Source organism: Streptomyces turgidiscabies Car8, from assembly GCF_000331005.1.
In the GTDB taxonomy this organism is placed as follows: domain Bacteria; phylum Actinomycetota; class Actinomycetes; order Streptomycetales; family Streptomycetaceae; genus Streptomyces; species Streptomyces turgidiscabies.
Genome location: NZ_AEJB01000655.1, coordinates 1 through 24,996, shown reverse-complemented (window position 1 = coordinate 24,996; position 24,996 = coordinate 1). Strand labels below are relative to the sequence as shown.

General features: G+C 69.9%; 42 protein-coding genes. All 42 read right to left on the bottom strand.

Annotation, left to right across the window (positions count from 1 at the left end):
* Positions 1 to 27 precede the first annotated feature (27 nt).
* A complete protein-coding gene (locus STRTUCAR8_RS45800; protein ID WP_006383344.1) occupies positions 28 to 393 on the bottom strand; it encodes a hypothetical protein in 366 nt (121 codons plus the stop codon).
* Complete coding sequence (locus tag STRTUCAR8_RS45795) at positions 383 to 829, bottom strand: hypothetical protein (RefSeq protein WP_006383369.1); 447 nt, start codon at positions 827 to 829, stop codon at positions 383 to 385. The genes STRTUCAR8_RS45800 and STRTUCAR8_RS45795 overlap by 11 nt, the downstream gene beginning before the upstream one ends.
* Positions 829 to 1,095, bottom strand: coding sequence for a hypothetical protein (locus tag STRTUCAR8_RS45790; RefSeq protein ID WP_006383375.1), 267 nt, complete (start codon positions 1,093 to 1,095; stop codon positions 829 to 831). Before STRTUCAR8_RS45790 ends, STRTUCAR8_RS45795 begins: the two co-directional genes overlap by 1 nt.
* A 9-nt stretch (positions 1,096 to 1,104) precedes the next feature.
* Positions 1,105 to 1,890: a peptidoglycan recognition protein family protein gene (locus tag STRTUCAR8_RS45785; protein WP_006383334.1), complete on the bottom strand. Its 786-nt coding sequence runs from the start codon at positions 1,888 to 1,890 to the stop codon at positions 1,105 to 1,107.
* A gap of 72 nt (positions 1,891 to 1,962) precedes the next feature.
* Positions 1,963 to 2,211, bottom strand: coding sequence for a hypothetical protein (locus tag STRTUCAR8_RS45780; RefSeq protein ID WP_006383328.1), 249 nt, complete (start codon positions 2,209 to 2,211; stop codon positions 1,963 to 1,965).
* A 9-nt stretch (positions 2,212 to 2,220) separates the two neighbouring features.
* The gene (locus STRTUCAR8_RS45775) at positions 2,221 to 2,730 is read right to left on the bottom strand and encodes a hypothetical protein (RefSeq protein ID WP_006383373.1); all 510 of its coding nucleotides are present in this window, start codon (positions 2,728 to 2,730) and stop codon (positions 2,221 to 2,223) included.
* Between the two features lie 9 nt (positions 2,731 to 2,739).
* Positions 2,740 to 5,622, bottom strand: coding sequence for a hypothetical protein (locus tag STRTUCAR8_RS45770; protein WP_006383349.1), 2,883 nt, complete (start codon positions 5,620 to 5,622; stop codon positions 2,740 to 2,742).
* Between the two features lie 6 nt (positions 5,623 to 5,628).
* A complete protein-coding gene (locus tag STRTUCAR8_RS45765) occupies positions 5,629 to 7,533 on the bottom strand; it encodes a phage tail tape measure protein (RefSeq protein WP_006383363.1) in 1,905 nt (634 codons plus the stop codon).
* On the bottom strand, positions 7,517 to 7,864 hold the full coding sequence (locus tag STRTUCAR8_RS45760) for a phage tail assembly protein T (protein ID WP_006383391.1): 348 nt from the start codon (positions 7,862 to 7,864) through the stop codon (positions 7,517 to 7,519). Before STRTUCAR8_RS45760 ends, STRTUCAR8_RS45765 begins: the two co-directional genes overlap by 17 nt.
* Positions 7,865 to 7,914: 50 nt before the next feature.
* A complete protein-coding gene (locus STRTUCAR8_RS45755; RefSeq protein WP_006383347.1) occupies positions 7,915 to 8,322 on the bottom strand; it encodes a hypothetical protein in 408 nt (135 codons plus the stop codon).
* A gap of 23 nt (positions 8,323 to 8,345) precedes the next feature.
* A complete protein-coding gene (locus STRTUCAR8_RS45750; RefSeq protein ID WP_006383342.1) occupies positions 8,346 to 8,777 on the bottom strand; it encodes a phage tail tube protein in 432 nt (143 codons plus the stop codon).
* Between the two features lie 33 nt (positions 8,778 to 8,810).
* Positions 8,811 to 9,230: a DUF3168 domain-containing protein gene (locus STRTUCAR8_RS45745; protein ID WP_044474023.1), complete on the bottom strand. Its 420-nt coding sequence runs from the start codon at positions 9,228 to 9,230 to the stop codon at positions 8,811 to 8,813.
* Positions 9,231 to 9,232: 2 nt separating this feature from the next.
* Positions 9,233 to 9,610 carry an HK97-gp10 family putative phage morphogenesis protein gene (locus tag STRTUCAR8_RS45740; RefSeq protein WP_044474022.1) on the bottom strand — a complete coding sequence of 126 codons (378 nt, stop codon included), beginning with the start codon at positions 9,608 to 9,610 and terminating at the stop codon, positions 9,233 to 9,235.
* A gap of 6 nt (positions 9,611 to 9,616) precedes the next feature.
* Positions 9,617 to 9,817 (bottom strand): hypothetical protein, encoded by a 201-nt coding sequence (locus STRTUCAR8_RS45735; protein ID WP_006383387.1) that lies wholly within the window; start codon positions 9,815 to 9,817, stop codon positions 9,617 to 9,619.
* Positions 9,817 to 10,155, bottom strand: coding sequence for a hypothetical protein (locus STRTUCAR8_RS45730; RefSeq protein ID WP_006383318.1), 339 nt, complete (start codon positions 10,153 to 10,155; stop codon positions 9,817 to 9,819). The genes STRTUCAR8_RS45735 and STRTUCAR8_RS45730 overlap by 1 nt, the downstream gene beginning before the upstream one ends.
* On the bottom strand, positions 10,148 to 10,516 hold the full coding sequence (locus STRTUCAR8_RS45725; protein ID WP_006383336.1) for a head-tail adaptor protein: 369 nt from the start codon (positions 10,514 to 10,516) through the stop codon (positions 10,148 to 10,150). Before STRTUCAR8_RS45725 ends, STRTUCAR8_RS45730 begins: the two co-directional genes overlap by 8 nt.
* Positions 10,513 to 11,106, bottom strand: a complete 594-nt coding sequence (locus STRTUCAR8_RS45720; RefSeq protein ID WP_006383320.1) for a head-tail connector protein — start codon at positions 11,104 to 11,106, stop codon at positions 10,513 to 10,515. The genes STRTUCAR8_RS45725 and STRTUCAR8_RS45720 overlap by 4 nt, the downstream gene beginning before the upstream one ends.
* 18 nt (positions 11,107 to 11,124) lie before the next feature.
* Positions 11,125 to 11,613, bottom strand: coding sequence for a hypothetical protein (locus STRTUCAR8_RS45715; protein WP_006383324.1), 489 nt, complete (start codon positions 11,611 to 11,613; stop codon positions 11,125 to 11,127).
* Entirely contained in the window at positions 11,613 to 11,984 is a 372-nt protein-coding gene (locus STRTUCAR8_RS45710; RefSeq protein WP_006383379.1) for a hypothetical protein, read from the bottom strand. The genes STRTUCAR8_RS45715 and STRTUCAR8_RS45710 overlap by 1 nt, the downstream gene beginning before the upstream one ends.
* Positions 11,985 to 11,999: 15 nt before the next feature.
* A complete protein-coding gene (locus tag STRTUCAR8_RS45705) occupies positions 12,000 to 12,863 on the bottom strand; it encodes a phage major capsid protein (RefSeq protein ID WP_006383322.1) in 864 nt (287 codons plus the stop codon).
* A 15-nt stretch (positions 12,864 to 12,878) separates the two neighbouring features.
* Positions 12,879 to 13,628: a hypothetical protein gene (locus STRTUCAR8_RS45700; RefSeq protein ID WP_044474021.1), complete on the bottom strand. Its 750-nt coding sequence runs from the start codon at positions 13,626 to 13,628 to the stop codon at positions 12,879 to 12,881.
* A 52-nt stretch (positions 13,629 to 13,680) separates the two neighbouring features.
* Complete coding sequence (locus STRTUCAR8_RS45695) at positions 13,681 to 14,664, bottom strand: VG15 protein (protein WP_234372538.1); 984 nt, start codon at positions 14,662 to 14,664, stop codon at positions 13,681 to 13,683.
* The gene (locus STRTUCAR8_RS45690) at positions 14,661 to 16,193 is read right to left on the bottom strand and encodes a phage portal protein (RefSeq protein ID WP_006383335.1); all 1,533 of its coding nucleotides are present in this window, start codon (positions 16,191 to 16,193) and stop codon (positions 14,661 to 14,663) included. The genes STRTUCAR8_RS45695 and STRTUCAR8_RS45690 overlap by 4 nt, the downstream gene beginning before the upstream one ends.
* A gap of 10 nt (positions 16,194 to 16,203) precedes the next feature.
* Positions 16,204 to 17,838 (bottom strand): hypothetical protein, encoded by a 1,635-nt coding sequence (locus tag STRTUCAR8_RS45685; RefSeq protein WP_006383352.1) that lies wholly within the window; start codon positions 17,836 to 17,838, stop codon positions 16,204 to 16,206.
* The gene (locus STRTUCAR8_RS45680) at positions 17,822 to 18,301 is read right to left on the bottom strand and encodes a hypothetical protein (protein WP_234372537.1); all 480 of its coding nucleotides are present in this window, start codon (positions 18,299 to 18,301) and stop codon (positions 17,822 to 17,824) included. Before STRTUCAR8_RS45680 ends, STRTUCAR8_RS45685 begins: the two co-directional genes overlap by 17 nt.
* 515 nt (positions 18,302 to 18,816) lie before the next feature.
* Positions 18,817 to 18,978, bottom strand: coding sequence for a hypothetical protein (locus STRTUCAR8_RS53655; protein ID WP_006383380.1), 162 nt, complete (start codon positions 18,976 to 18,978; stop codon positions 18,817 to 18,819).
* Positions 18,979 to 19,054: 76 nt separating this feature from the next.
* Entirely contained in the window at positions 19,055 to 19,264 is a 210-nt protein-coding gene (locus STRTUCAR8_RS45675; protein ID WP_006383325.1) for a hypothetical protein, read from the bottom strand.
* 114 nt (positions 19,265 to 19,378) lie between these two features.
* Positions 19,379 to 19,579: a hypothetical protein gene (locus tag STRTUCAR8_RS45670; protein ID WP_044474020.1), complete on the bottom strand. Its 201-nt coding sequence runs from the start codon at positions 19,577 to 19,579 to the stop codon at positions 19,379 to 19,381.
* Positions 19,580 to 19,674: 95 nt separating this feature from the next.
* Positions 19,675 to 20,046 (bottom strand): hypothetical protein, encoded by a 372-nt coding sequence (locus STRTUCAR8_RS45665; RefSeq protein WP_044474019.1) that lies wholly within the window; start codon positions 20,044 to 20,046, stop codon positions 19,675 to 19,677.
* Positions 20,046 to 20,558 carry a hypothetical protein gene (locus tag STRTUCAR8_RS45660; RefSeq protein WP_006383343.1) on the bottom strand — a complete coding sequence of 171 codons (513 nt, stop codon included), beginning with the start codon at positions 20,556 to 20,558 and terminating at the stop codon, positions 20,046 to 20,048. The genes STRTUCAR8_RS45665 and STRTUCAR8_RS45660 overlap by 1 nt, the downstream gene beginning before the upstream one ends.
* 10 nt (positions 20,559 to 20,568) lie before the next feature.
* Positions 20,569 to 20,715: a hypothetical protein gene (locus STRTUCAR8_RS53650; RefSeq protein WP_006383337.1), complete on the bottom strand. Its 147-nt coding sequence runs from the start codon at positions 20,713 to 20,715 to the stop codon at positions 20,569 to 20,571.
* Positions 20,712 to 21,557: a hypothetical protein gene (locus STRTUCAR8_RS45655; RefSeq protein ID WP_006383390.1), complete on the bottom strand. Its 846-nt coding sequence runs from the start codon at positions 21,555 to 21,557 to the stop codon at positions 20,712 to 20,714. Before STRTUCAR8_RS45655 ends, STRTUCAR8_RS53650 begins: the two co-directional genes overlap by 4 nt.
* The gene (locus STRTUCAR8_RS45650) at positions 21,554 to 21,775 is read right to left on the bottom strand and encodes a hypothetical protein (protein ID WP_006383340.1); all 222 of its coding nucleotides are present in this window, start codon (positions 21,773 to 21,775) and stop codon (positions 21,554 to 21,556) included. The genes STRTUCAR8_RS45655 and STRTUCAR8_RS45650 overlap by 4 nt, the downstream gene beginning before the upstream one ends.
* Positions 21,772 to 22,047 carry a hypothetical protein gene (locus tag STRTUCAR8_RS45645; RefSeq protein ID WP_006383351.1) on the bottom strand — a complete coding sequence of 92 codons (276 nt, stop codon included), beginning with the start codon at positions 22,045 to 22,047 and terminating at the stop codon, positions 21,772 to 21,774. Before STRTUCAR8_RS45645 ends, STRTUCAR8_RS45650 begins: the two co-directional genes overlap by 4 nt.
* 93 nt (positions 22,048 to 22,140) lie before the next feature.
* Positions 22,141 to 22,353, bottom strand: a complete 213-nt coding sequence (locus tag STRTUCAR8_RS45640) for a hypothetical protein (RefSeq protein WP_199791739.1) — start codon at positions 22,351 to 22,353, stop codon at positions 22,141 to 22,143.
* A gap of 32 nt (positions 22,354 to 22,385) precedes the next feature.
* On the bottom strand, positions 22,386 to 23,006 hold the full coding sequence (locus STRTUCAR8_RS45635; RefSeq protein WP_006383378.1) for a hypothetical protein: 621 nt from the start codon (positions 23,004 to 23,006) through the stop codon (positions 22,386 to 22,388).
* Positions 23,003 to 23,272 (bottom strand): hypothetical protein, encoded by a 270-nt coding sequence (locus tag STRTUCAR8_RS45630; protein WP_006383357.1) that lies wholly within the window; start codon positions 23,270 to 23,272, stop codon positions 23,003 to 23,005. The genes STRTUCAR8_RS45635 and STRTUCAR8_RS45630 overlap by 4 nt, the downstream gene beginning before the upstream one ends.
* Positions 23,269 to 23,616, bottom strand: a complete 348-nt coding sequence (locus tag STRTUCAR8_RS45625) for a hypothetical protein (protein ID WP_006383350.1) — start codon at positions 23,614 to 23,616, stop codon at positions 23,269 to 23,271. Before STRTUCAR8_RS45625 ends, STRTUCAR8_RS45630 begins: the two co-directional genes overlap by 4 nt.
* Positions 23,613 to 23,843, bottom strand: a complete 231-nt coding sequence (locus tag STRTUCAR8_RS45620; protein ID WP_006383329.1) for a hypothetical protein — start codon at positions 23,841 to 23,843, stop codon at positions 23,613 to 23,615. Before STRTUCAR8_RS45620 ends, STRTUCAR8_RS45625 begins: the two co-directional genes overlap by 4 nt.
* A complete protein-coding gene (locus tag STRTUCAR8_RS53645) occupies positions 23,840 to 24,040 on the bottom strand; it encodes a hypothetical protein (protein ID WP_199791741.1) in 201 nt (66 codons plus the stop codon). The genes STRTUCAR8_RS45620 and STRTUCAR8_RS53645 overlap by 4 nt, the downstream gene beginning before the upstream one ends.
* A complete protein-coding gene (locus STRTUCAR8_RS45610) occupies positions 24,037 to 24,582 on the bottom strand; it encodes a hypothetical protein (protein WP_006383368.1) in 546 nt (181 codons plus the stop codon). Before STRTUCAR8_RS45610 ends, STRTUCAR8_RS53645 begins: the two co-directional genes overlap by 4 nt.
* Positions 24,579 to 24,929 carry a hypothetical protein gene (locus STRTUCAR8_RS45605; protein ID WP_006383361.1) on the bottom strand — a complete coding sequence of 117 codons (351 nt, stop codon included), beginning with the start codon at positions 24,927 to 24,929 and terminating at the stop codon, positions 24,579 to 24,581. The genes STRTUCAR8_RS45610 and STRTUCAR8_RS45605 overlap by 4 nt, the downstream gene beginning before the upstream one ends.
* Positions 24,930 to 24,996: the final 67 nt, after the last annotated feature.

Below are 24,996 nucleotides of genomic sequence, written 5' to 3'. Positions count from 1 at the left end.
CTCCCGAAGGAGGGCGGGGCCGCTTGGTCAGTCAATGCTGTAGGGGATCAGCTCGCGGGGTACTTCCTCGGGTGGAGCTCCACCACCGACGAGGCGCCGGTTCGCGCGGCGCACGATGCGCATCGCCATCCGGAGCAGGCGCTCCAGCGTCGTGACCTCTTCCTTCTTCTTCTCCACCAGCTCGGTCAGATGGTCAACCTTGGCTTCCAGGACGGCGAACCGCTCCCAGATTTCCGGGCTGACACGCAGCTCGGCGACGTCCCGCAGGTCGTCGCCCTCCGGGGCAGGCCGGTCCGGCGCCACCCTGGGTGCTGAGACCTTCGCGACGAGGACGGACCCGATGACGCCTACGACGGCGATCACCACCCCCAGGACGGTGCCGTCACCTCCCACTGGTGCCCCCTCTCGCGCACGCGCATATCCGGCGCTGTCCCCCCGTCAGCGCGGCGACGATGACGACCAGGAGCAGGACCGCGACGAACAGAGGGACTGACGCCCAGCCGGGCGCGTAGTCGCCGCGGACCGCCGCCGCGCTGTACGCAACCGCCCACACGATCGTGGGCAGGGCGACTGCCGCGAACCCCCACAGATCCCGGCCTGGCCTGCGGGCCCCGGCGAGTAGGCCGAGGACACCGCACGCGATCCAGACTGCGCCCCATGCCTCCATGCACATCAGGCCGGTGACGGGTTCCGTTGCCGCGGTGACGCCAGCGCGGCGGGTCACGATCAGGCCGGTGCCGTAGACGATCCAGCAGGCGCCGAGTCCCGCGAGCGCCAGGCCGCGCCAGCCCAGGTGCCGCCAGAGCCGGGCTCGCGCGGCCCGGAGCATCAGACGCCCTTGGCCAGCGACGCCGAGTTCTTCGACCCGAACGCGCGGGCCAGCATGCCCTTCAGCAGGGTCCCGGCCGCCGCGATTCCGGCCGCGCCCATGGTCTCCCAGAACGAGGCGTGGAACATGTCGGCGGGCCCGGCCGCGACGGCGACGCCGCCGGCCGCGACGACTGCGGTGGCGAGGGTGCGCTCAGCGAGGTCTCTCGCGTAGGTGCCAGCGGTCTTCACCACGGTGTCGACGTTGGGGAATGAGGAACTGGACATGGTTCTCCTTCAGTTGGCGAGGCGTGCGGCGAGCTTCGCCGCGACCTTCTCGGCGATGGCCTCGGCGAGCACCGGGCTCGCGGCCAGCGCCTGGACTTGGGCGTCGGTCAGTACGGCCGGCTTGGCCGCGACCGCCTTCGCGACACGGTCGACGTCGCTGTTCTCGAGAACGCCCCCGCCCGCGATGAGCTTGTTCGCCGTCGCGAGCGCGACCTTGTCGATGTCCTCGGTGGTCAGTGCCACGTCGTCCTCCTCGGGGGTGGTGGTGCCGGTCGCGCGGGCGACGATGCCCGGGAACACGACGGTCTTGAACTGGGCGATGCGTGCGGGCCCTGGGCAGGCGTGGGCGCTGGGGTTCCAGGCGTCGAACTGCTTGTGCCAGCCGAAGCCGTCGTCGTCAGCGCTGCGGCAGATGCGGAGTGGGATGCCGTGCCGTTGGTGGGCCCACACCCCGAGCCGGATGAGCGCCTCGACCTGCTCGTTCGTCCACTCGTCGGTGGCGTGCAGGTTGGAGGCGGTCTCGACGCTGATCGCCCCGGTGCCGTCGGCTCGCCGGTTGGCTGCGGCGTTGGCGTCGGCGCGGGTCTCGGTGCCGATGAACTGGCCGAGGCTGCCGTCGTAGTCCAGGCCGAAGTGGCTTTCGAGGTTGGTGCTGTCGCGCCAGTACTCGTAGGTCCGGCGCTCGTCCCACGGCGCGGCGAGACTGTGCACGATGAGCTGCGTGGGCCGGATCGCGGGCTGATCGTCCGACTCGGGTTGGAGCTCCATCCGGGTGGCGCCCGGGTACCAGGCCATGAGTGCCTCCAGACATGACGAAGCCCCGGGCCGGATGGCGCGGGGCAGCGGGTAGTGCGGGGCTTCTGACGGTTACGGGAGTTCGACGTAGCGGCTCGTGTACTCCTCCGTCGTGAAGGTCATCGGATCGTTGGCGCCGACCCAGGAGATGACCAGCCACTCGCCCACGTTGACGGCGTAGTCCCGGCCGTCGCCGGTGAAGGAGAGAACGGTTCCGGTGTCGGACACGAAGCTGATCCCGGTGCACCACGTGCCGGCGATGTGCTCACCGTTCGTTCCGTCGTACTGGATGCTGTACAGCGGCTGGACGACCTTGGGCATGAGTGCTCCTTATGCGGTGCGGCGAAGCCACAGGGACGATCCGGCACGCACGTTGGTCGCGGTGGCGTTGGTCGCTCTCTGCGCCCACCGGAAGTTGAGGGTTCCGGCCGTGCCCGCCGTGAGCAGGGTTCCGGTCACCCAGGCGACCGTGCCGGTCGAAGCGCCGCCTCCGAGATCCTGTACCTCGGTGATGAGCCGTGTCTGCATGCTCATGTCCGGGACCGTCCCCGAGGACGTCACGTTGACCTGGGCGCCGATGGCTGCCCAGTTCATGGTGGCGCTGGCCGGGCCGGACCAGCCGAGCGTGATGTCCGCGGCGGTCGCGCAGTCGTACAGCAGCTTGAGGGTGACGTCGTAGGTCGCGTTCGCGGCGACCGCGGCCAGCAGCTCGTCGTCGTTCTGCATGGTGCTGTTGGTGATGGGTTCGGTGACCGCTTTGACGGCGAAGATCGGCAGCATCGATTCCAGCAGGGCGTCGGTGAGCCGCCGTCCCGCTGGGATGGACGGGTATACGGCCATGCGGTCCTCCTACAGGGCCACGTACGTGGGGTCGAAGAGCTGGACCGGGGCCCCGGTGGCGTGGGTCTTGACGACCCCGTTGATCGAGCGGACCACGGTGAACGTCTGGGAGGACGTCGCACCGGTGATCGCGGTGACGCGCATGCGCTCGCCGCCGACGACGATGTCGACAGGGAAGTCGCCCGGGTAGGTGGCGGTCCTGATCCACACGCGGCTGTCCGCGGTCAGCACGTCGACTGCGGTTTCCGTGGCGTCGAGGTCCTCGGCCAGGGCCGCGCCCGAGGTGTCCGCGCGCGGGTCGGTAGGGGATACCGCCGAGCCTTCCTGGACGGCCAGGCCGGTCACGTACGGCCGGTAGGGGGAGCAGTTGAAGGTGATGTCGAAGACGCCCTCGGCGTGGGTCTCCTTGCTGCCTCGGACCAGGAGGTCGAAGCCGTCCGGCCCGTACCGCTTGGGGGTGTTGACGACCTGGATGCGGGAGCCTTCTTTCAGTCCGAGGACCGTGTCGAGGAGCACCCTCATGCGCGGGTTGGCCATCTTCAGGGTGAGGCTGGCCACCCGCATCGCATCCCACGCGGCCACGTGCAGCCGCCATCCGGCCTGTGAGGGCAGCTGGTCGTCGGAGGAGACGATGGTGTCGGCGCTGTCGTCGTTGACGTTGATGCCGTCGGGGGGCGGCTGGACGGACAGTGGCCCCTCGCTCACCTCGGCGCTGGCCTCGGACCCTTCCCGGCGTTTGACGGTGATGCGGTTGATGAGGCCCTTGTCGTCGTCCTTCGGAGTGAAGGGGGAGAAGATCATGCCGGAGCGGTAGTCGAGGACCAGGGCGACGGGCCGGTCGTAGAGGGCCTGGCGGGAGACGTAGCGCAGCCCGAGCCGGTCTCGGTGCTCGGTGAGCAGTCCCATGTCGGTGCGGGCCGCGGCCTGGGCCAGGCTGATGAAGGTGTCGTCGTAGTACGGGCCGAGCAGCGTGTCCGCCGGCCCTTCGGTCTCCAGGGCCTGGCGCTGGTCGGTGCCCAGGATCGACAGCCAGTCCTTCGCCGTCAGCCCGGGGCAGCCGATCTCGAAGCTGAGGTCCGTGGTCTCGAAGTGCTGGGTGTAGGCGTCGGTGAACGCCACCCCCCACACGCTCAGGTGGCCGATGCCCATGCCGGTCACGCCGGTGCCGAAGGTGGTGTTGACGGCGCGTACCCGGTCCGCGCCGTGGGCGATCGAGTCGAGGCTGGCCGTGAGACCGGAGTCGTCAGGGTCGATCATGGACAGGGTGTAGGTGGTGGATCCGCCCGACTCCTGGCCCGACACCTTGACCCGCTGCCACCTGTCCAGGAAGCCCAGGTTCCCCGCGTTGATCAGGTTGGCCTGGCTGACGGTGGCCAGGGTGACGCCGATGGCGGCGCCTGAGGAGTCCACTCCGCGGAGAATGATCCTGGGGTCGGCCACGTTGACGGCCGCGTACAGGGTCAGGGTGGCGTTGGCCGTGGAGAAGGACAGGATCTGGTGTTCCGCACCGTCCATCGGATAGCCCTGGGTGGTGAACTTCATCATGAAGTAGACCGCCCACCGGCCGGTGGCGAAGCCGGGGATTCCCGTGGAACGCAGGGTGCCGCCGGCGCGCACGGTCGGCAGAGACGCGCTGCCGGTGAGGGTGGTGTCGCGGGCGAAGTCGATCCGGCTGGCGGCCAGCGGTCCGGCGGGCGAGGTGTCCGCCACCTGCGCCACCGACGTGCTGCCCTGGGCGCCCTCCTCGAACGGCCAGTAGGCGCACGGCCGGTAGCCCGCCACGTGCCGGGCCAGGGCCGAGCGGGCGGGTTTCTGGGGGCCGTCGTAGCGGCGCAGGATGCCGGCCGCGTCGACGTCGACGTACGCGTCCGCCCCGGACTCGTCCTCGTACGACTCGAAGGCGGCGAGTTCACCCACCATGCGCACGCTGCCGTCGTCCGCGGTGAGCGGCAGGATCTCCAGGTTGTCGAAGGCGTAGACGATCGGGGTGGTGGTGTCGTCCGCGTCGCAGCGGGCGCGGAACCCGAACTCCCCCGACGTGAACGACTCGTCGTACGTCTGCGCGTGCCAGTTCTCCGGCTCGACCTCTCCGTCGGTCCACACGCGAACGTAGATCTCCGCGCCCGCGCAGCGCACCCGCACCCTCAGCGAGGTCTCGATGGCGTAGCCGAGGCCCGGAACAGTCCGGGCCGGGCAGAGCCCCCGGGTGTCGTCGTTGAGCAGGTCGACCTTGGTGATCTGCACCCCGACCGACAGGCCCCCGATGCCGAACACGCCTGTGCGGGGGCGCAGCGAGATGGGCACCATGTAGTACTGGTGGTTCGTCCGGTTCACCCGCAGGATCGGCGTGAAGAGGATCGCCTCTTCGGTGTTGGTGTCCTGCGCGATCTGGTTCGCGTTGATGGTGAAGGTGGCTTCGTAGTCCCCGATGTTCAGCCCGCTGGTGGCGATGTAGCGGCTGGCGTTCAGCGTCGACGAGGTGATCTTCCCCGCGCCGCCGGACACCGAGTACTCGCTCGCCGGGGGTGAGGCGCCGGTCGGGTCGTAGATGGACCAGGTGGTGCCCGAGGTGGAGGTGCCCCAGCCGTTCGCGACGGTGCGGGTGAAGGTGTCCGCGAGGACGGCGGCCGGGACGCTCGGGGCGTCGGCGACGCGGAACCGGAACTGGGTGTTGCGGCCGAACTTCCCGTACAGGTCCGACTCGGCGTTGCGCGGACTGTAGATGGCGTCCGGGTCGTTGATCCGTACCGACGTGCCGGCGGGCTGTGCGGTGACGGCCTCCGCTCCGATGCCGCGGGTGATGGTGACGGAGGTGTCCTCGCGCATGGGCACGCGCGCCCACACGCCGTCGATGAGTACCTCGCCGATCCGCTTCAGCGGCCACTGGACCATGACGCGTCATCCCTCCCCTGCGAGCTTGGCGACCGACCCGCCGCCCTTGCGGTGGGTGACGTCCTGGAACCAGGTGATGAAGCGGTCCTCGGCGCCCTCGAAGACCAGCACGAACCGTGCCTCGGCAGGCTGGAGTTTGGAGGACACCCGCGACGAGGAGTTGAGCAGCTGCTCCAGCCGGGACAGCGGCAGGATCGCTTCCTTCTCCGAGCCCTCCCCGACCATCGCCAGGGTCGGCCCGGTGGCGATACCGCCGTCTTCGAGCATCGGGATGTTCGGTGTGCCCAGGGTCATTGACGGAATGTCGACGCCCATGATGGAGCCGCCGCCGATCGTGAAGCTGAGGCCGTTCCAGGCTCCGATGACGGCGTTGATCGCCCCTCGGAAGGCGCGCGGGATGCCGTCGAACATGCCCGACACCGCACGCCCGACCCGCCCGGGGAGACCGGCCAGCCACAACACCAGCTCCACCATTTTGCGGATCGCCCAGTCCTTGGCCTGCCCGAACCAGCCGCCGATCTTGCCGGGCAGAGCAGCCAGCCACGCAACTGCGGCAAGGATCATCCGCACACGGGTCATGACGGCCTCGCTGACGACGCGCCACACGGCGGTCACGATGTCGCGGAACGTCTCGCTCTTCTTCCACAGCAGCACGATGATCGCGATCACCGCGAGGACGGCGAGGATGATCCAGGTACCGGGGAAGGCGAAGAGCGCGGTGTTCATCGCCCACTGTGCGGCGGCTGCGATGGCCAGCCCGGCGGCCAGACCGAGGACGATCGGGATGAGGATCTGCAGCAGCCCGGGGTGTTCCTTGAACAGGTCGGAGACGAACCGCAGGGCGGGCAGCAGCATCTGACCCAGCGTCGTCGACACGGTCCGCATGATGGAGTCCCACTGCTGCGCGGGCGAAGCGGCCATGCTGTCCGTGACGCCCTTCGCCGCGCCGGCGACGTCATCCATGCCGGTGGCGGCCTTCGCCGTCTCGGGGTTCATCGCCAGCAGTGCGCCCGCCGCCTCACCGGCCATGTCACCGAACAGGGCGATGCCCAACTCGGCTTGCTTGGCGGGGTCCTTCACGCCACGCAGGGCGTCCAGGGTCAGGGCGAGCGCGTCCGCTGCCGGTTTGCCGCCCTTGCCGATGTCGCTGAGCATCTTGTCCGCGTCCAGGCCCAGCGCCTTGAAGCCTTCCGCGGCGCGGGGTGTCTCCTCGGAGGTGATGCGGGCGAACTCGTGCAGCACGTCGGCGGCCTGGTCGATGTCCCGGCCACCCGCCTGCACGAACTGCGACATCATCCCGAACGCCTGCGCCGCGTCCAGACCGATCCGCTTGAAGTGCGTGCCGTACTCGCTGACGATCGCGGGGATGTCCGCGGCCATCGAGGAGGGCAGGGTCTGCGCCGCCTTGGTCAGTACGTCGAAGGCTTCGGTGCCGTCCTTGACGAGGCCCTGCTTGATGAGCGCCCCGGCGGCGTTGGTGGCCTCGGGGATGTCCATCCCGAAAACCTTCTCCAGGGCGGTCGCGCTCTTGGTCATGTCCGTCAGCTCGGCGTCGGTGAAGTCACCGACCTTGCCCATCGCGCCGATGACCGAGCCCATGGCGTCCGCGACGCCCTCCATGGATTCGCCGAACCCGGCGGAGAACACCTCACCGGAAAGCTTCCCGGCACGGTCGGCCTCCTCCTGGGTCAGGCCCAGGCCCTGCTTCAGCTTGTCGGTGGCCGCCGAGATGTCCATCGCGGACTGGAGGCCCACGGCGAACGCCGCGCCGAGGCCCACCGCTGCGGCGCCGCCAGCCACGGCCAGCCCGTCGAGCTGGCCGGTGATGCCGTCCGCGCCGCGCTCGACCTCGCCCTCGGCCTCCGACATGTCGACGCCGAGCCGGACCAGGACCTCATCGAGAACCGTCACGGGAACCCTCCTTCGTCCGTAGGGCTCGCCGGGCACGGCGGGCACGCTCGCCGCGCTGTTCGCGCTCGGTGTCGTGGTCCTGGTCGAACTGCGCCTGGATGCCCTGGACGATGCCGAGCATCTCCCTGCCCGTGCGGCGTGGCCGGTCCGCACGCGACCACGTCATCAGGTGGTCCCGCAGCCGGGGCCGGGCGCCCTTCTTCAGGTGCGGTGAGACCACGTCCATCCCGAGACGGGCCAGGACCATGTCGAGGCGGCGCGGGGTGATGAGCCCGTAGAGGTTCTGGTAGGCGACCAGGTACACCATCTGCTCCTCGGTGAACCTGTCCATGACCTCGTCCGGCGGAAGCTGGTAGGCGACAGACAGGTCGTAGAGGAGCCTCAGCTCTGGTCGCCGCCGGAGTTTCCCTCCGCGTCCTTCACCTTCTGCTCGAAGTCGCGGTCCTCGCCGGACAGGTGACGGCACAGCTTGAACAGACCGTCGACAGTCCCCTGGTTCTTCTTGCTGAGGGTCGCGACGCCCTCGGCCAGGTCGGGGAAGACGAGCTTGTCGGTGCCCGGTTCGTACAGGGCCTTGGCGACGATCTGCGCCCGGTTGGACTTCACCGCCATCTCGGCGCCGGCCTTGCCCTCCTGGAAGTGGATCCTGTTCAGCTTGTTCTGGTAGGCCTCCCAGTCACCGGAGGGCAGGCCCCACACGTCGACGGTGACGTTCCACTCGGGGAGCTCCACGTCCTTCTGGGTCTTGATGTCCTGCGCGGCGCGGATGGCGTCTCTGATGCTGCCCACGGCAGTGCTCCTCTGGTTGTTCGTCAGCCGGTGGGGGTCAGGGTGGGCTTGCCGGAGATCTTGAAGGTGACCTCTCTCGCCATCTTGTCGTCGAGGGGGAACTCGTCGCTGATGTCGCTGATGCCCGCGGTGAAGTCCCAGGTGTGCTCGTCCGCATCGCCCGGGAGGATCACCAGCTGGTAGTCGCGCAGGTCGTCCTCTTCGAAGTCCGCGTCGAGCTGCTGGTGGGTGGTCTCGCCGGGGCGGTAGTTGATGGTGGCGGTGACCTCGCCGCCGTCCTTCATGCCCTTGACGTACTCGCGGTACTTGTCCGGGCTGTCGTGCGCGGACACGTCGATCATGTTGCGGGACCGTCCTGGGCCCGACAGGTCTTCGACGCTCGCGATCACCACGAACGCCCCGGAGCCTGTGGAGTCCCTCAGGAGCTGTGTCCCGGTTGCGTCCTCACCGGCCATGGTCGGTCACTTCCTCTCGGTGCTGGTCGGATCTCACGGGCTGACCTGGGTCAGGACCCGGAACGAGACGGGTACGTGCCGGATGTCGCCCGGCGGTTCGGGGTCGGTGATCGTCTGCTGGGACACGTAGTAGGTGGCGATGTGCCGGTGCCCGGCGATCGTCAGGTGCCGGTGCTCCAGCAGAGCGCGCAGCCGGGCCGCGATTGTCAGGGCCTGCGCGTAGCCGCGGTACTTCGACCACACGTGCAGCGTGATCACGGTGTTGGAGCCGTGGGAGTCGTGCGTGTTGTCCGGCGTCTCGATCGCTTCACCGATCACGACGTACGGATAGGTCTGGCCTTCGTCGACCCAGTCGAAGACGCCCTGGATCAGGGCCGCGAGTTCGGCGTCCGCCTCCAGCAGGGCGAGCACGGCTACTTGCAGGGGCAGGACGGCGGAGTTGGACACGGGCATGCTCACCGGATCTGCCTCCGCACTTCGTCCTTGAGCCGCTGCACGAACTGCTGCCCGGCACGCTCCAGCGCGGGGATGAGCGTGGGGTTCGCGGGCGTCCGCCGTGTGCCGCGCTCATGGAACAGGGCGTAAAGGTCGTCCTGATCACGCCACCCGACCTCGACCTGCATGCGGTCCTTCTGGTAGGCCGCGTCGATGCTGGCCCGCAGGTTGCCGGAGTCGACCCGCACATTGCGGCGCACATCCCCCACCATGAGCGAGCCCGAGTTCTCGATCTCGGCCCGTGCTGCTTCCTTCAACTGCCTGGGCAGCTCCCGCAGCCGCCGCTCCAGCCGGTCGAGGCCGATCACTTCCACGCGCGCCCGCCCGCGCCGCGCCATGTGCGGTCACCTCTTCCGCGACAGCTGCTTGCGGACCTCGTGCAGATCGGCGGCGATGGCGAGCAGGCCCCACGCGATGGCGCGCGGCACGTCGACGTCCACCTCCCCCAGTCCGAGGCAGTCCTCGGCGCGGCGCCGGCACTCCTGCGCGGAGGCTTCCGGCAGTCGCGTCCGCCCGGCCTGCTCCTTGCCGAACACGCCGTCCATCAGCTGCCCAGCTCGAACGAGGCGACCGTCACCGAGGTGACCGCGCTGTAGGTGATGGCGGCGCGGCCGGTGGCGCCGCGGTAGACCTCGGCGAGCGGGATGATCGCGTGCTTCCCGGCGGCCACGACGACCGTCGCGTCCGCGATGGCGAGGCCCTTCACCGTGCCGGGGGTGGCGAGCGTGACCGTCTTCGACGAGGCGTCGGCGTTGTTGATGTACAGGAACCGGCCCGGTCCGACGAGCGCGGTGTCACCGAGGGCAGCCGCGGCGACGGCCTGCGCGGCGACGTCGACGAGGCCGGTGGCCACCGGCACCGCGATGAGATTGAGGTTAGCCATCGGGTTCTCCTTCTGACTGGATCAGCTCGACAAGAGCTTTGGAGTAGACGGGCGTGGACGGCTGCACCACCGACTGCACCCGGAACACCTGGTCGTGTCCGAGGTCGTCGGTGCCGCGCAGCTCGTCGCCACGGCGCACGTCCGCGCGCGGCAGCAGGAACACGTCATGGGAATGGCGAGAGCCCGCCTGCGCGGCGACCATCCGTTCGGTGGGCGAGGGCTGGTCGACCTTCGCCCGCACGGGCAGCGCCTGTTTGACGAGGGTGGTGCTCTGCCCGCCCGCGCCGTCCGGTACCTGGGTGGGTCGCCACACCTCCAGCTGCCGGTTGAGGTAGCGGCCGATGCCCGCGCGGCCCCTCACCGCGAACTCAGTACGGAGGCGCCGCCACCGAAGCGGGCTTCGAGCCGCTCGCGCAGGTAGTCGGGCAGCTCCATGGTGGTGATCAGCCCGGCATCTCCGTAGGTGACGGAGTAGTCGCCGATCCGCTCGGCACGGATGTCCCCGGCGGCCAGGCCCGCGCCCTCCGCATCGGACCGGTAGTCGGCCAAGGCGGTGGCCGCGATCCGGCACACCAGGTCCACGATGTCCGAGGGCACCGTGGCCAGGCCGTGCGTCTGGGTGACGTCGACCTCGGACGGATCACAGCCGGGCGACCAGCCGGACCGGCGCCACAGCCGGTGTGAGCGCAGCTTCCAGTCGGTGACCGCCTCACCGTCGATCTCCACAGTCGCCACCGACACGATCGGCGGGCCAGGAAGGGACAGCCACTGGGTGGCCGGCCCTTCCAGGGAGACCGTCGAGGTGGTCTGCGAGATCGGCACCCCGGCCGCTTCCCGCACGGCGGTCGAGGCGACGTCGAGATACGTCTCGGCGACGCTCTCCTCCTCGGCGGCCACGGTCAGACCGCGCGCGGCGAGGTCGGCGAGCGTCGCCAGCGGGGCAAGCGCCACAGTCGCCTCCTTGCCCGGTCAGCTGACCATGTCGATGAGGTCGTCCCTGGTGTACGCCTCGGCGTCCTCGCGGGCGAGCAACCCCCGCTTGACGATGTGCTCGACCCACTCTTCCTTCGGGGCGTCCTCGGACGGACGGCCGTCCCCGGGCGCGGGCGGCCCGCCCTCGGTGGGCTGTTCGGGCAGCTCCTGAAGCTGCGCCTTGGTCATCGCCTGGGCGTCCGCCTCGGGCAGGGCGTGCACGGCCATGGCCCACAGAACCCAGTCGTCCTTGCCCGCCCGCGCGCCCGGGCGCGGCACCAGCCCTGCCGTCAGCGCACTGCCCTCGGCGGGAACGGGTGCCCGCACGGGCGCCGGTGCGACGGCGTAGGGGGAGCCGTCCTCGTTGACGCGCTGGATCAGGCCTCGGTCGAAGCGCTCCTGGATCGCCTCGGGGAGGGGCAGGTCCATCGCGATGACGGCCCCGCCTTCCCCGCGTACGTAGATCGTCTCAATCGCCTTGGTCATCAGGTGTTCCTCGGGACCTTGAGGGCGGTGACGGTGCCGGTCGTGGTCGACGAGGTGAACATCATCGAACCGTCCGACTGGACGAACCGTCCGGACTCGAACGGGCCGATGAACTGCACCGTGCCGAACGCCACGCTGACGGCGAGGTCACCCTGCCCGGCGGCGAGCGCCGGCGGGTGGTCACCCGCCTTCACCGTGAACGTCAGCGCGGTGTCGTCGTCGGTGTTCGACACCCGCAGAACGGTCAGCTCAGGAAACGCGTTCGCGAGCTGCATGTCGTTCGTCGGCGCGGCCACCAGCGCCGTGCCCGCGGGCTGGAGCAGGTTGCTGTTGGGCACGAGGTTGGAGTACGGGACCTGGGTTGTCGCCATGCTGTGACTCTCCGATCAGGGGGCAGGGTTGATGAACGCGGCGGCCAGGTGGTCGGGGCGGATCACCTTCGCGCCGTACAGGGCCAGGCCCTTGACCGCGTCCTCGAACCCGTTCTCGGGGCGGTAGGCCTCGGTCTTGTTGATCTGCTCGGCGAAGGTGACGGCCTCCTTCACCCCGGCCTGCACGACCGTGGTGTCGCCGGTCGGGACAGGGTTGTTGTTCGACTCGTAGATGTCGAAGTTCGCCGCCCGTCCGACGAACCCGTTGCGCAGACCCTGGTCGGTGCCGGCCTTGTCGGCCGCGATGAACCGCTCGTCCTGGAGCAGAGAGGCGTAGAACTCCGGCGGCACGATGACGTACCGGCCGGTCTTGGGCACGTTCGCCTTGGTCAGCTTCGTGCGCAGCGGCACGAGCACCTTGTTGTAGGCGTCGGTCGGCGTGGTGTACGTGTCGATCGGCGAGCCGACCACGTTGAGGAAGTTCGCCGCCGCGATCTGTGTGTACAGCCCGGCGACGTACTGGTCGATGGTGTCGGCGAGCGAGTAGGCGGCCTCGCTCATCGCCTGCGGGATCAGGTTGGACTTGGCCTGCCTCTTGTCGACGTCGTCGATGGAGAACGCCCAGTACTTCGACTGGTCGACGTACAGGGTGCGCTGGCCGGTGGTCAGCTTCTCCGGGGTGATCGTCGTGGAGCCGGGCACGTAGGTGCCGACCGCCGGGCGGGACACCGACGTGATGCGGACGGTGTCACCCGCCTCGGCGATGTCGCCCTCGTAGTCGCGGTTGACCACGGTCGGGCTGGCGTAGATGAGTTCCTTGCGGGTCGCGACGAGCAGCCGCGAACTCCAGATCTCGGGAACGAAGTTCCGCACGGTCATGGGTGAGCCTCCTGGCTACTTGCCGCCCATGAGGTCGTCGAGCCGCCCGTCGATACGGGCCTGGTCGATCGCCTCGGGGGTCATGATCTTGAGGTCGTGCTTGGTGAGCTGCTTCGGCCGGGACGCCTTGCGCGCCGCTCCTCCGTCGCCGGTGCCCTGGAACCTCTTCGCCGTTGCGGCTGCCAGGTAGGGCTTGGACTTGACCAGCTCTTCGATCGCGTCGGCAACCTCGTCGCTGTCGACGTTGCCGTCCTCGTCGACCTCGAACTGTTCGAGGTCGAGGAACTTGAAGGCGTCGGCCGGGTCCGCGAGCTTGCCCACGGCGGCGGCCTTCACCTCGGCCCGCAGGATGCGGGTGTTCGCCTTGGCGAGGGCGTCCTGCTCCGCCTTGCGGCGCACAGTCTCGGCCTCGTCCGCGCCGTCCTTCTGGGCGAGCTGGTCTTCGAGTTGCTTGCGCTTCTCGCGCTCGCTCTTCCACTTGCCCTTCATGGAGGCCAGCGCCCGCTTGCCCTTGTCGCCGAGCGCGTCGGCGCCGTCCTGGTCGTCGTCGCCGTCGGTGTCACCGGCTCCGTCGTCCTGGCCGTCGTCGTCCGACCCGTCGCCGTCCTGGTCGTCGTCGCCTTCGTCGTCCTGGTCGTCGCCTTCGTCGTTGTCGTCGGTGTCGCCATCGCGGTAGAAGACGGGCGAGAACGGGCCGGCCGGATAGGGGTGCGCCCACCCGGGCGCGTGCGCGCGGGCATGACGGGGCAGCGTGCTGCGGTTCATCAGGGCTCCCATTGCGGGGTTGAACGGCCGGCGCACTGTGCGCCCGCCAGGGTCAGAAGATGTAGCCGTACCGGCGCAGCAGACGGACCGCGTGCTCGCGGTCATCGGCCTGCCGGAAGATCTCCTCGGGCATCAACCGGGCCGCTTCGGGGCGGAACCCGCGGATGCTGCGGGACGAGGGGATGGCGCCCTCGGCTTGCAGCCGCTCGAACTCGCGGCGACGGAACGTGCCGCGCCGGGTCTGCTCGCTGGTGGCCTGGACGGTGCGCCCGAACGCGGTCGCGGTGGCCATGCCGCGCCGCGCGTTGACGACGAACCCGATGTCGGCGCCGGCGTCGATCGCCTTCACGGCCGCCTCGCCGAACGTCCGCCTGCGCTCCGCGTCGGACATCGCGTCGTAGGCGGCCTGCGGGTTGGTCGGTGTCGGCCGGTGCTCGCGGGTGACCGGTTCCATGCCGCAGTGGCAGCGCGGATGCCGGGCGAACCCGGTGCTCACGCTGTACTCACGGCCCGCCAGGACCACGCACCGCGAGCACGCACCGGACTCCACGACCCGCACGTACGAGGTCACCGCAGGCCGGGCCATCATGCCCACCGAGTCCGCGGCCCGCCCGGCATCCGCCACGGCGGTACGCACCACCAGGTCCAGCAGCGCCTGTCCGCGCGCCATCGCCTGCAACACCGGCATGCCCCGGGTCACCAGTTGCAGCGCCGTCCACACGGGGACCTGCAATGCGGTGACGAGGGGCGTGCCGTCGCCGGTCACCCCCGTGAGCGCGGCCGGGTTTAGCCGGTCCGAGTCGGCCTGGTCCGGGTCGTTGCCGAGGAGAGCGGCGAGCCACGGGTCCGTGCCCCGTGCGGCGGCCAGCTGCGCGCCGGCAACCGCGGCGATGACAGGCCCGAGAGCGGTGAGCCATGAGGGGCCGGGCGCGTTGCGGTCGACCTGGCGCCACGCCAGACGTGCGGCCCGGGCGGCGGCCAGGGCCAGGCGCAGCCGCGCGGTGGCGTGCGCGACCGCCACCGGTGAGGGGCTCACTCTGCTGCCCCCTCATCCACCTCGTCCTCGGCGCCGTCGTCCGGGCCCGGAGTCGGCTGCGGGGCGGGGCCCGCGGTTCCGGTCAGCTGTCGGGTGATCTCCGAGACCGGGTCCATCTCCATCTCCCGCTCCCGCAGCGCCACCACCGCGGCGACCTCGGTCGGGGTGAGGCCATAACGCAAGGCCAGCCACTCGAACGGGAAGCCCAGCTGCTTGAGTTTCAGCAGTGCGTCCGCCATCTGCGCATGTGAGCGGGACTCGGTTTCCGCCCACAGCACGCGGCCCGAGCGCAGCGCGGCGGCCTTCTTGTCCTCGCCTTTGGCCAGGGCGATCAGCCGGGCCATCTCGCGCAGGCCCTGCCCGTACCAGAGCGTCTTCTCGTCGCACCGCTTCACCAGGCCGGTCTCGGCGGCGAGCAGCGCGCCCTCGGCGAGGTTGGCCATCTTCCCGATGAGGTAGTGCTGCGGGGTCCGCGTCTGCGCGGCGAGGTGGCCCACGGCGACCTCAATGATGCCGGTGTACATGGTCAGGTTGGCCGCCGACCACTCGGCGATCCGCGCATCCTTGCCGGTGATCCACGCGACCCGGTCCACCTGGAACTTGTCCAGGTCGACGGGCGTCTTCCCGACGATCTCGCCCGCGCTGTTGAGCTTCGGGAGCATCGGCCGCTCGGCACCCATGATCACGCGCTGCGGGAACGACGCCGCGTCGGAGGCGGTGAACAGCTGCGCCCAGATCAGGTTGATCGCGTCCTGCATCGCCACCACCCCGGCGACGTCGGAGATCGGGTCCTCGACCAGCATCGGCTTGTTCGGGAGTTCCACCATCGGCACGACGCCCATGGGGTTGGGCTGCGGGTTCGGCTCGCCGAGCAGTTCCGCATCCCTCGGCTCCCACGTACGGCGGCGGCGCTGCTCACCCTCGGGCAGCCACAGCTTCATCGCCTCGTCGACGTCGGCCATCTGCGGAGACTTGTCCTGCTGCTGCAACGGCCGCTCGAACTTCCACACCTCGTGCTTGAGGTAGAGGGTGGCGAAGTCCATGTTGCCGTCCTGCCACCGCTTCAGCGCGGCCCGCCGCAGCCGGCGCGAACCGGGCTCGTACGCGACGATGCACTGTGAGGCGTCCTCGAACGTCACGCACGGCATGTCCGGGTCGTCGGGGTCGCCCCACACCAGGACGAAGCAGCGGGCGCCGGTGACCGCGCCGAGGAACCCGAGCTGGGAATCGGCGTCGAGCCCGTTGACCTGCCACACGTTCCACAGCTCTTTGTCCGCCGACGTGTCCCCGTCGGCGACGAACCCGGTCACGGTGAGCCGCTCGACCGGGGAGTCGGCGACCACCTGCACCCAGTTGTCGGAGAAGTCGCGGTAGCGCTCGCCGTGGAACTTGGCGAACTCGGCCGACGCGAACCTCAGCGGGTGCTTGCCCCGGTAGTAGTCGTTGTACCGGTCGATCGGGCCGCGCCGCCGGATCAGCTCGTTCTCCAGCAGCGCGACCAGTTGGAGAGCCTGCGCCTCCGTAGCCATCGGGCCCTCCTCACTTGCCGTAGTAGTAGGACACCTCGGCCTCGGCCAGGCCGGCCGCGATGACGTCGCCGAGAGCCTCGTGGACGATGGTGCTCGGGATGGTCGCGTCGATCTTCTGGGCGGGGCTGGCTTTGCGGAGCACGTAGCGGTCCATCGGCCGCGCCGCCGCCCGGGTGTTCTCGATGTGCGACTGCGTGATCGGGCAGCCGTCGTGCGTGAACGCAGCCCCGGGGCTGTTGCGCTTCAGCACGTCGGTGCGCAGCCGCTCGCACGCCGAGTGCATCTGCACGATGCGGCGCGTGTGCCAGCGGATCACACGCTCCTCGCCGTAGAGGTCGACGAACTCGTCGATCTCCGTCTCCCAGTACGGCGGGTCCATGTACGCGCGGACCACGTCGTACCGGCGGAAGATCTGGTCCATCGCCGCGCGCACCTCCGCGCGCGGCACCTGGCCTCCGTAGTCCGCGGGGTTCCAGATGGTCGGCTCGTCGTTCGGCCCGTACTTCGGGGTGAACTGGTAGCCGTCCATCGTCTCGGCGCGGATCGCCGTCCAGTCGTCGACATCCGAGCCGTCGAAGCCCAGCACGATGCGCGTCCCCGGGCGCACTCTGCGCGGTTTCGCCTTGGCCGCCCACTTCGCGCCGTCCAGCCAGGCCGCCGACCCTGCCACGCACCGGTTGCCGAAGAACCGTTCGGCCTGCGCCTCGTCCAGCTCCATGATCTCGGCGGCCTCGGCCTCGATCGCGTCGAGATCCACGTGCGAGGATCCCGCGTAGACGACGGCGTGGATCTTCCGGCGCTGCCGCTTGTCCTTGTACGACAGCGACTTCGGAGCCTGCGGGTGGTACCGGAAGATGTCCTTGGCCTTGGCCTCGGACGTCGTCTGCGCGACCGACTTCTCCGACGGGTCCCACCCGTTCGTCGTCTCCATCGACCGGCCGCCCATGCCGGCCGCGCCACGCCGCTGCGTCTCCGCCACCCGGCGCAGCTTGTTCGCCGCGTTGTACAGGCCGGTCTCGTCCTGCATCGCGAAGATGATCGGGTTGCCGAGTCGGGACTGAGCGCTCGACGTCACCACGTCGATACGGCCGTCGTCCCCGACGCGGGTGAACTCCTCGCCCACCGTCATGATCTCGGACAACGGGCCGCGCTTCACCATCGACTGCAACGGCCGGTAGACGTTGGCGACCTGGTCCTCGGACGTCGCCGTCAGCTGGATCAGCGGAGTCGGCCACGGCACGCCCATCGGCTCGCCCGGCCGGTAGTCGTACCACCAGCCGCAGCCACAGCCATGGTCCGAACACCGGTACCGCTCGCCGCCCTTGGCCCAGCCGTCGAACACCACCGGCCCGGCCGCCTCGGCCAGAACGATCGTCGCCGACCACGGACCCTTGCCCGTCTTCTGCGGAGCGACGACCTGGCTACGGCGGTAGTGGAACGCCGGCGCCAGCTGCCCGACAGTGGCGGTCGGCTTGACCCGGTAGTGGTTGACCGTGCACCACAACTGCCACGGGTACAGGACGAGGTCTTCGCCCACGCGGAAGCCGTCCGGGATCGGGCAGTGCGCCTCGATCCAGTCCGGGACGATCCAGAGGGTGGGGAAGTCGACGACGAACTCGGCCCCTGCGTCAGGTCCCTTCGCCATTGGGCACGACCCTCAGCCGGTCACGGGCCGACGGACGGCGGACAGGAGCCTGTTCGGCCTCGTTCGCCTCGACGGGTTCCTCGATCGCCGGGGCGATCTTCCACCGGTTGCGGTTCATGCCCGCCACGCTCAGCCCGAGCGAGTCGAGGTAGCCGCGCACCATCTTCTTCACGTCGACGCGGGCGTCCGCGCGCTCGGCCTCGGCCAGCGTCCGTACGAACAGCGCGACCTCCAGCTCCTGGCCCATGTCCTCCCACGCCACCGCCTGCGGTTTCGCCCACAGGTCGTCCCACAGGTCCAGCTCACGGTCAGCCGGGGTCGTCAGCGGCCACTCGGGCGCCGGCGCCTCGCGTCCCTCGGCGGGCAGCGTCCGCCATCCGCCCTTGTCCATGGCCTTCGTACTGCGCAGCGACCTCGGGTCCGGCGGCGGACCGGACACCGCGCGCGCTCCTCCACGGGGCATGTCGATCACTCCTTCAACGCTGCGTTGCGCAGCCTCGAACGCCGTCACCTTGCGTGACAGCTGGGACCCTCTGAACCCGGCGCACCCCTCAGCGCCCTCCCCCGCGCTCTGTCCCCCCAGGCCAGCCGGGGGTACCCCCCTGGGTCCGGTCACCGTGAGCAACCGTCATGTTCCCCAGGTTTCCGCTGCGGTCTTGCGGGAGTGGTGCCGCTTACTCATGGCCTGCCAGTTCGTGGGATCGAACCCTCGGGGTCCGAGCGGTCCGAGGCCGTCGATGTGGTCGACCTCGGTCGCCAGGTCACGCTGAAGCATCGGCAGGGCCGCGCACTGCGGGCACTCGCACCACGGATGGTCACGCAGGTACTCGGTACTCGCGCTGCTCCATGCTGCGTTGTAGCCCTGGCTGTGCGAGCTGGGCCGAGCGGTCCTCGCCTTGGCCGCGCACGTCGGGCACTTGCCCTGAGGGGTGAGGGTCGGGCATCCGGGAGTTGGGCAGACCTGCAAGGCCTTACGTGTCACGCGCGCTCACGCTCATGTAGCAGGTGGGCCACGCTGAGCCATGAGTCAGCAAGCCCCTCCAAGCGCTCCATGAGAGGCAGGTTGGTCAGTTCGATCTCGGCACGCTCAAGCAACCGCGCAGCGTTGTCGAGTGCCTGGTCCTCAGTAGGGATCGCCACGGACTACCTCCATGGGGCGGATGCTTGCACGGGGGCGTCCCGGGTTCAGGTCGCCGGGGCGCCGCCGTGAGTCTGGTCAGATCCGGCGGATCTCGAAGCCCAGGGCGATGCGGTACAGGCGCGCGTGCTCTCGTACCGCAGCGGGGATCAGTACGGGCTTCGGTCCGCAGGTGGCTCGTACGCAGGTGCTGTGTCCGTCGCTGACGAGGTGGACGTGTGCGCCGGTCTTGGCGAGCAGGTGGGCGGCTTCGGTGGCGCTCCGGGGCGCCTCGATCGTGGCGGGCATGAGCGCCTCCGGGTACGACAAAGGCCCCGCTGGTGGGCGAGGCCTCGGTGTCTGTGGTGCCCGTTTCGGGGCACAGTTGTACACGCGGATCGTCACACAGTGTCTGACCTGCGGTCAAGCAACTTGGCGTTCCTGCCGTTTCGCGGCGAGGGCGGCGACGTCGGGGACGGCGTAGTACGGGTGCCGTGCGCTGCCGCCGGATCGGGTGAGCTGGCCGCGCCAGACGAGGTTGCGGAGGGCGCCGAGGCTCATGCCGAGGACGCGGGCGGTCTGGTGTGCGGTGAGGTGGCCGGGTCGGATCATCTGCGACTCCATGCCCACCAGGATGCGCTACTGGGGGTGGCCGCAGTCCTTGACCCACCAGCCGCAGGTCGAGCAGTAGTCGTAGGCGCGGGTCAACAGGCGTTGGATCATGGTGCGTTCACCTCTGAGGCGATGTGAATGTGGGTGTAGTTGGGCAGGCCGGGTGCGGCTGTCGTGTAGATCAACATCCCCTTCTGGCCTTCGAGAGGGGCGACGCTGACGAGTTCGTGACCTGCGCATTCGTCGCAGGAGGGGCGGTCTGCCTGCGGTGGGGGAGTGGCGGACGAATCGGACATGCGGCGGCGGGCCGTACGCCAGAGCGCCAGGATCCCGACGGCCCACAGGGCGAGCACTCCGACCGTGGGCGAGACAGCGAACACCACGGCCGTCACTGCGCCTACGAGGACGACCAGCACGCACGCGCCAGCCGTCCGGCTCGGCTCATCCGAGGGCTCGTCGGGCTTCTCCTTGGCCGCCATCACAGGGCCGCGTAGACGGTGTCGCCGAGCCAGTTCGCGGCCTGTGCGAGGGGCACCGCGGCGAATCCGGCGACGCCCGCGCTGGTGCCGAGGGTGATGCCGCACCAGGCGCCCCGCTTGAGGATGCTGGCCTGCTCTTCGCCGGCCTTCTTGACGGCCGCGATGAACCCGGCGGTCAGGATCAGCACCAGGCACGCTCCGGGGCCGGACAGCGGTACGAACGTGGCGCGGGCCGCGAGCTGGCCGGGCTGCTCGCCGACGCCCCAGAACAGGGCGGCGTCGCCGAGCCAGTTGGACAGGCCGAGGACGCTGCTGGACGCGGTGCCGATCAACCCGCCGATGCCGAGCGTGGTGAGGCAGCCGTACGACCAGGATGCGAGGAACGGCAGCAGCTTGGCGGCGTGCTTGACGGGGTCCTTCATCAGGGGCTTGCGGCCCGGGTACCAGGTGACGAGGTGGTGGATGAGGAGGCAGAGGCCGACGGTGACGCCGCCGTACGTTACGTAGTTCACGGGTGGTTCCTCAGCGGTACATGGCCACGCCGAGCGCGGCCAGGGTGATGATCAGGGCGACGGTCCCGGAGATCTTCGGGACGTCGTGCAGCGCGACGGCGTAGAGGCCGAACAGCGCGAGGAGAGCGGCGGCGGCGAAGCAGGCCGGGACGATCACGTGTCGCCTCGTGCGGTGCGCAGGAGGCGCCGGCCGTATCCGTCGGAGACGCGGAACTTGGTTCCGATCTCGGTTCCGGTGAGGTCCGGTTCGGTGATCAGCCAGGTGCGGACGAGGGCGACGCGGGCTTCGAAGGTGGTGTTCTGGCTGTCGGTGGCCTCGATGTCCTCTGCGCCGGTTCCGCTGTCGGTTCCGGTGAGCGGAACTACGGGCGGAACTGGTTCCGGTGTCGGTTCCGGCATGGTTCCGCCGAGGGGTCCGGCGGCCCGGTAGCCGTTGGGCAGCCGCAGGTCGAAGGCTGTTCCGCTGGTTCCGCCCATCAGTTCCGCCACGGGTGTCCAGGGGCCGAGGACGGGCCCGGAAGGCTGGGCGTCGACCGGCTCGGGGACTCTTTCGACGGTGATCGGTTCCGCTGGTTCTACCCGGAGTTCCGGTGCCGGTTCCGGCAGTTCCGCCACCGGTTCCGCCGGGGCGGAACTCGGTTCCGGCGAGAGTGCCGTCACGGCCTCTGACGGTTCCGGTGCGGCCTCGCTGAGCCGGTGGACGCGCCACAGGACGAGTGGGGCGATGGCCGAGACGGAGACGACGAGCTGGACGTTCACGGGGAGCAGCCCGACCTCGACGAGGTGTGAGGCGGCGTTCACCGCGATGAGGACGACGACGACCGCGAGGACGTCGCGGCGGGCGCGGAGCGCGGCGAGGGCGTAGACGTCCAGTGCGGCCGGCACTCCGGCGGCGACGTACGTTCCGAAGCCACACGCGACGGCGAGTTGGTACTCGGCGGACGCGAGGACGACGAGGACCGCGACCAGGGCGGCCCACAGCAGCGGGTCACGCTTCACTGGCCCTCGCCCCGCTCGGCGTCGAGGGCGGCGACGAGGGAGCGCATGCGGCCCTCAAGGGCCACTGCGGCGCGGATCATCTCGTCTTTGCTGTGGATGTTCTTCCCGGCGACCTCCGCGAGCAGCGCTCGGGCAATCTTCAGCTCGCGGTCCACCGGCAGGGGCAGGAAGGCGACGTCCCTCGCGGGATCGAACAGTGGGGTGTAGGAGTCGCTCATCGCACGGCCACCGCCTCGGAGGCGCGGGCGAGGAGGAAGGCGTCGTCGCGGTGGTCCTGGGCGCGGCGGTCGGCGCTGCTGGTGTAGTCCTCGCGGCACAGGCGGTGCAGCTCGGCGACGCGGGCCGTCTTGATGGTTCCGGTGACGCCGGCCTCGGTGGCGCGCACGCTGATGGTGCGTCCGGCGATGCGGCGGATGAAGCCTGCGGCGATGAGCCTGCGGGCGGGGCTGACCTGCGCGCTCGACGGCGCGCTAAGGTTCTGCTGGTCCATGACGAGGTCCGATCTCGTTCGTGGGCTGAGGGGTCGGGCGGCGCGCGCGCCTCGGGTGTTCCACCACCCGGGAGCTGTCGTCCGGCCCCGCTTCTATTCGGTTGTCGGGTACTTCTTGATCGCGTTGTCGACGGAGGTCCAGCTCTTGCCGACTTCCTTCGCGACCTTGTAGACGCTGCCGAGTTCGGCTTTGCCCTCGGCGAGCGCTTTGGCTCGTCGTTTGGCGGCTTCGAGCAGTTGCGATTGGAGCTGTTCCACCAGCTCGTCCTCACGCCTGAACCGGACCCGCCAGGGTTCTTCGGTCACAACGCGAAGACTATCACAGGGGGGTGTGATAGTTACGCAGTCTGCTTCGGTTGGTAGTGCAGGAGCAGCAGCATGTCCTGCTCGCTCCCATAGACGCAGCGGCACTTCCGGCATCGCAGGCTCTCCCCTGGGAGCCGGGACAGGACCGCACCGCACACAGTGCCCTGATCGTCCGTGACCGCAACGCACAGCCCGAGCTGCTGGCGCCGGGGCACCGGATCTCCTACGAGGGACCGGAGTTCGCCCTCCAGGCCGCGCACCTCGCGCGCCAGATCTCCGGCGGCCGGGTACTCGGCGGCGATCCACTCCAACTCCATGGCCAGCCAACGGCAGTCCGCTGCCAGCCCGTCGGGGGGCGGTGGCGTGTGCTGTGGCCAGCGCTCGCGCTGCACGTCGACGCGCCACGAGTGCACGACCTCGCCGACGTGGTTGCTCTGCATCAGGTCGAGGACGTCCTCGTTGATCGGCGACCGGGGGCCGGCCGTGCGCGCCGTCACCAGCTCGCCGAATCCGGATCGGCGCGGCACAAGGCAGTCGACCAGTTCGTCGGCCAGGGCGGGCAGCCGCTCAAGCCACCCGGCGAGCGCGAGGGCGTGACGCTCGCACAGGTACCCCAGGCCCGCGTCCCGCTCGCACAGTCCACAGTGGGTCACTTGCCCCCCTCAGCGCTGTCGATCAGGGCGGCGGCTCGGCGGTAAGCCAGGTTCGTGTTGTGCCCCAGGTGGCTGCCCGCCTCGCGGATCTGTTCGGCAAGCTGGTGTGCATGCGCGTCCTTCACTGCCGTCTGGTGGTCGTCAACCAGCTGAGCCACACGCTCGTGTACGCGTGATCCAGTCACGCCCTTGTAGAGCCAGTCGTGCAGCGCCTTGCGGGCGCGGGCGAGTTCGGCCATGTCCCGGTCGGGGCTGGGCTGTGTCACGCGCTCGTGTCCTTCCGGATGCAGGTGGTCGGTTCGTGCTCGGCGCCAGCGCTGGTCCACCAGCGTTCGCAGCAAGCGCCGGCCAGGGCGACGGCCACGACGCCGTCTTCGACGGAACCGACGCGCGGCCGTCGGGCGGGACGATCGAGGACGGATTGAGCGGCGCGCAGTTGCTTGCGGTGGCGGGCGTGGAGTGCGCTGGCGGTGAGGAGCAAGACAGAGGCCAGGGCGAAGAACGCGGTGTAGGACGGCGCCCCGTTCTGGTCGCTGATCACGGCGCAGTGGGCGAGACCGAGGGAGGCGAGGACGTTGAGGGCGGCGAGCGTGTGCTGGAAGCGGTTCACAGGTAGCTCCCGGTCAGCGGGATGGTGGTCATCGTGTGCACTTGGCGGACGGTGAGGCCCTGGCCCCAGAGGTCGCTGCCTGGCCGGCGTCGGTAGGAGGTGCGCCGTTTCTTGCGGCGAGCCGATGGCGGGCACCGGCAGGTGTCGTCCGAGTCCTGCGGGTCACCTGCTGGGCGGGCAGTGGCGGGGAGGAAGTGGCCGCGGGCGCAGCGCAGGCGGGCGGTCACGTGGCGGCTCCTTGGGCGTGTGGGCAGTGGCCGACGCGTACGCGGGCGAGCAGCTGCTCGACGCGGGGGCGGCCGGTGGCTCGTTCGTGGTGGCCGCAGGCGCAGAGCCAGTCGGCGATGGTGTTCTGGCCGTAGTCGAGGCCGCGCGCGCTCAGCCCGGGGCGGATGCCGGTGATGACGGCGGCCTGCTCGGTCATGCCGCCCCGCCCTCGTCTGCCGGCGGCCACTGCACCTTCGCGAGCCGTTCGCGGTGCGCCGTCGGCATCACGAACTCCGACTGCCCCAAGTGGTCGAGGCCTGCCGCGCGCAACCACCAGGCGTCGCACTGGTTGTCGTCGCCGAACTCGATGCCGGCCCGCTTGTACGCGGCCATCGCCATGGCGGTCTTATCCGCGTTGCCCTTGCCGGTGGCGTACGCCTTCAGCGTGGACGGCGGGATCACGACGTACGGCACGCAGGAGTCGGAGAGCATCGCGCGGACCGCGCCGTGAAGCATCGGGATGACCTTCCCCGCGGCGCCTTTCATGTTCGCGGGCACGTCCTCCAGCACGACGACTCGGGCCAGGCGGTCTTCCACGGTGATCAGCTCCGCGATCCGGTCCCTGATCTCGGTGAGCCGATCGTCGCCTTGGCCCTTGGGCTTGACCGTGAGGGTGGTGCCGTCGGGCAGGCAGACCCCGGTGGCGCCGATGGCGAGGTCGAGGCCGCAGACGCGGGTGGTCGGGGTGGAAGGCGTCATCCGAGGGTCTCCTGTACGTAGTGGGCCGGGCATTGGTGGTCGGCGATGACGGTGTGGGTGCAGTGGCCGGCTGCGATGTGCCAGCGGTCGCGCCAGCGGATGCGGGCCGGGCTGTGGGCGCCGTCGGTGAGGCACCAGGTGAGCCGTCCGGCGAGGCGGGCGAGGATCTCGGCGGCGGGGTCGAGGGGTGTGGGGTCGGCGCGGACTTCGACGGCGGCGACGCGGTCCGGTGTGCGGGCGGTGAGGGTGTCGGCGCCGCAGCGGGGGCAGGGGCGTTGGCGGACCTGCTCGGCGGACGCCTGGGCGTGGTCGGCGACGGTCGGCTTCGGGCGGCGTGGGGCGGTCATTGGGGCCGCCGGGGCGGGAGTGCCGTTGCGAGTGCCGTTGGAGTGCCGTTGCCAAGTGCCCTAACGG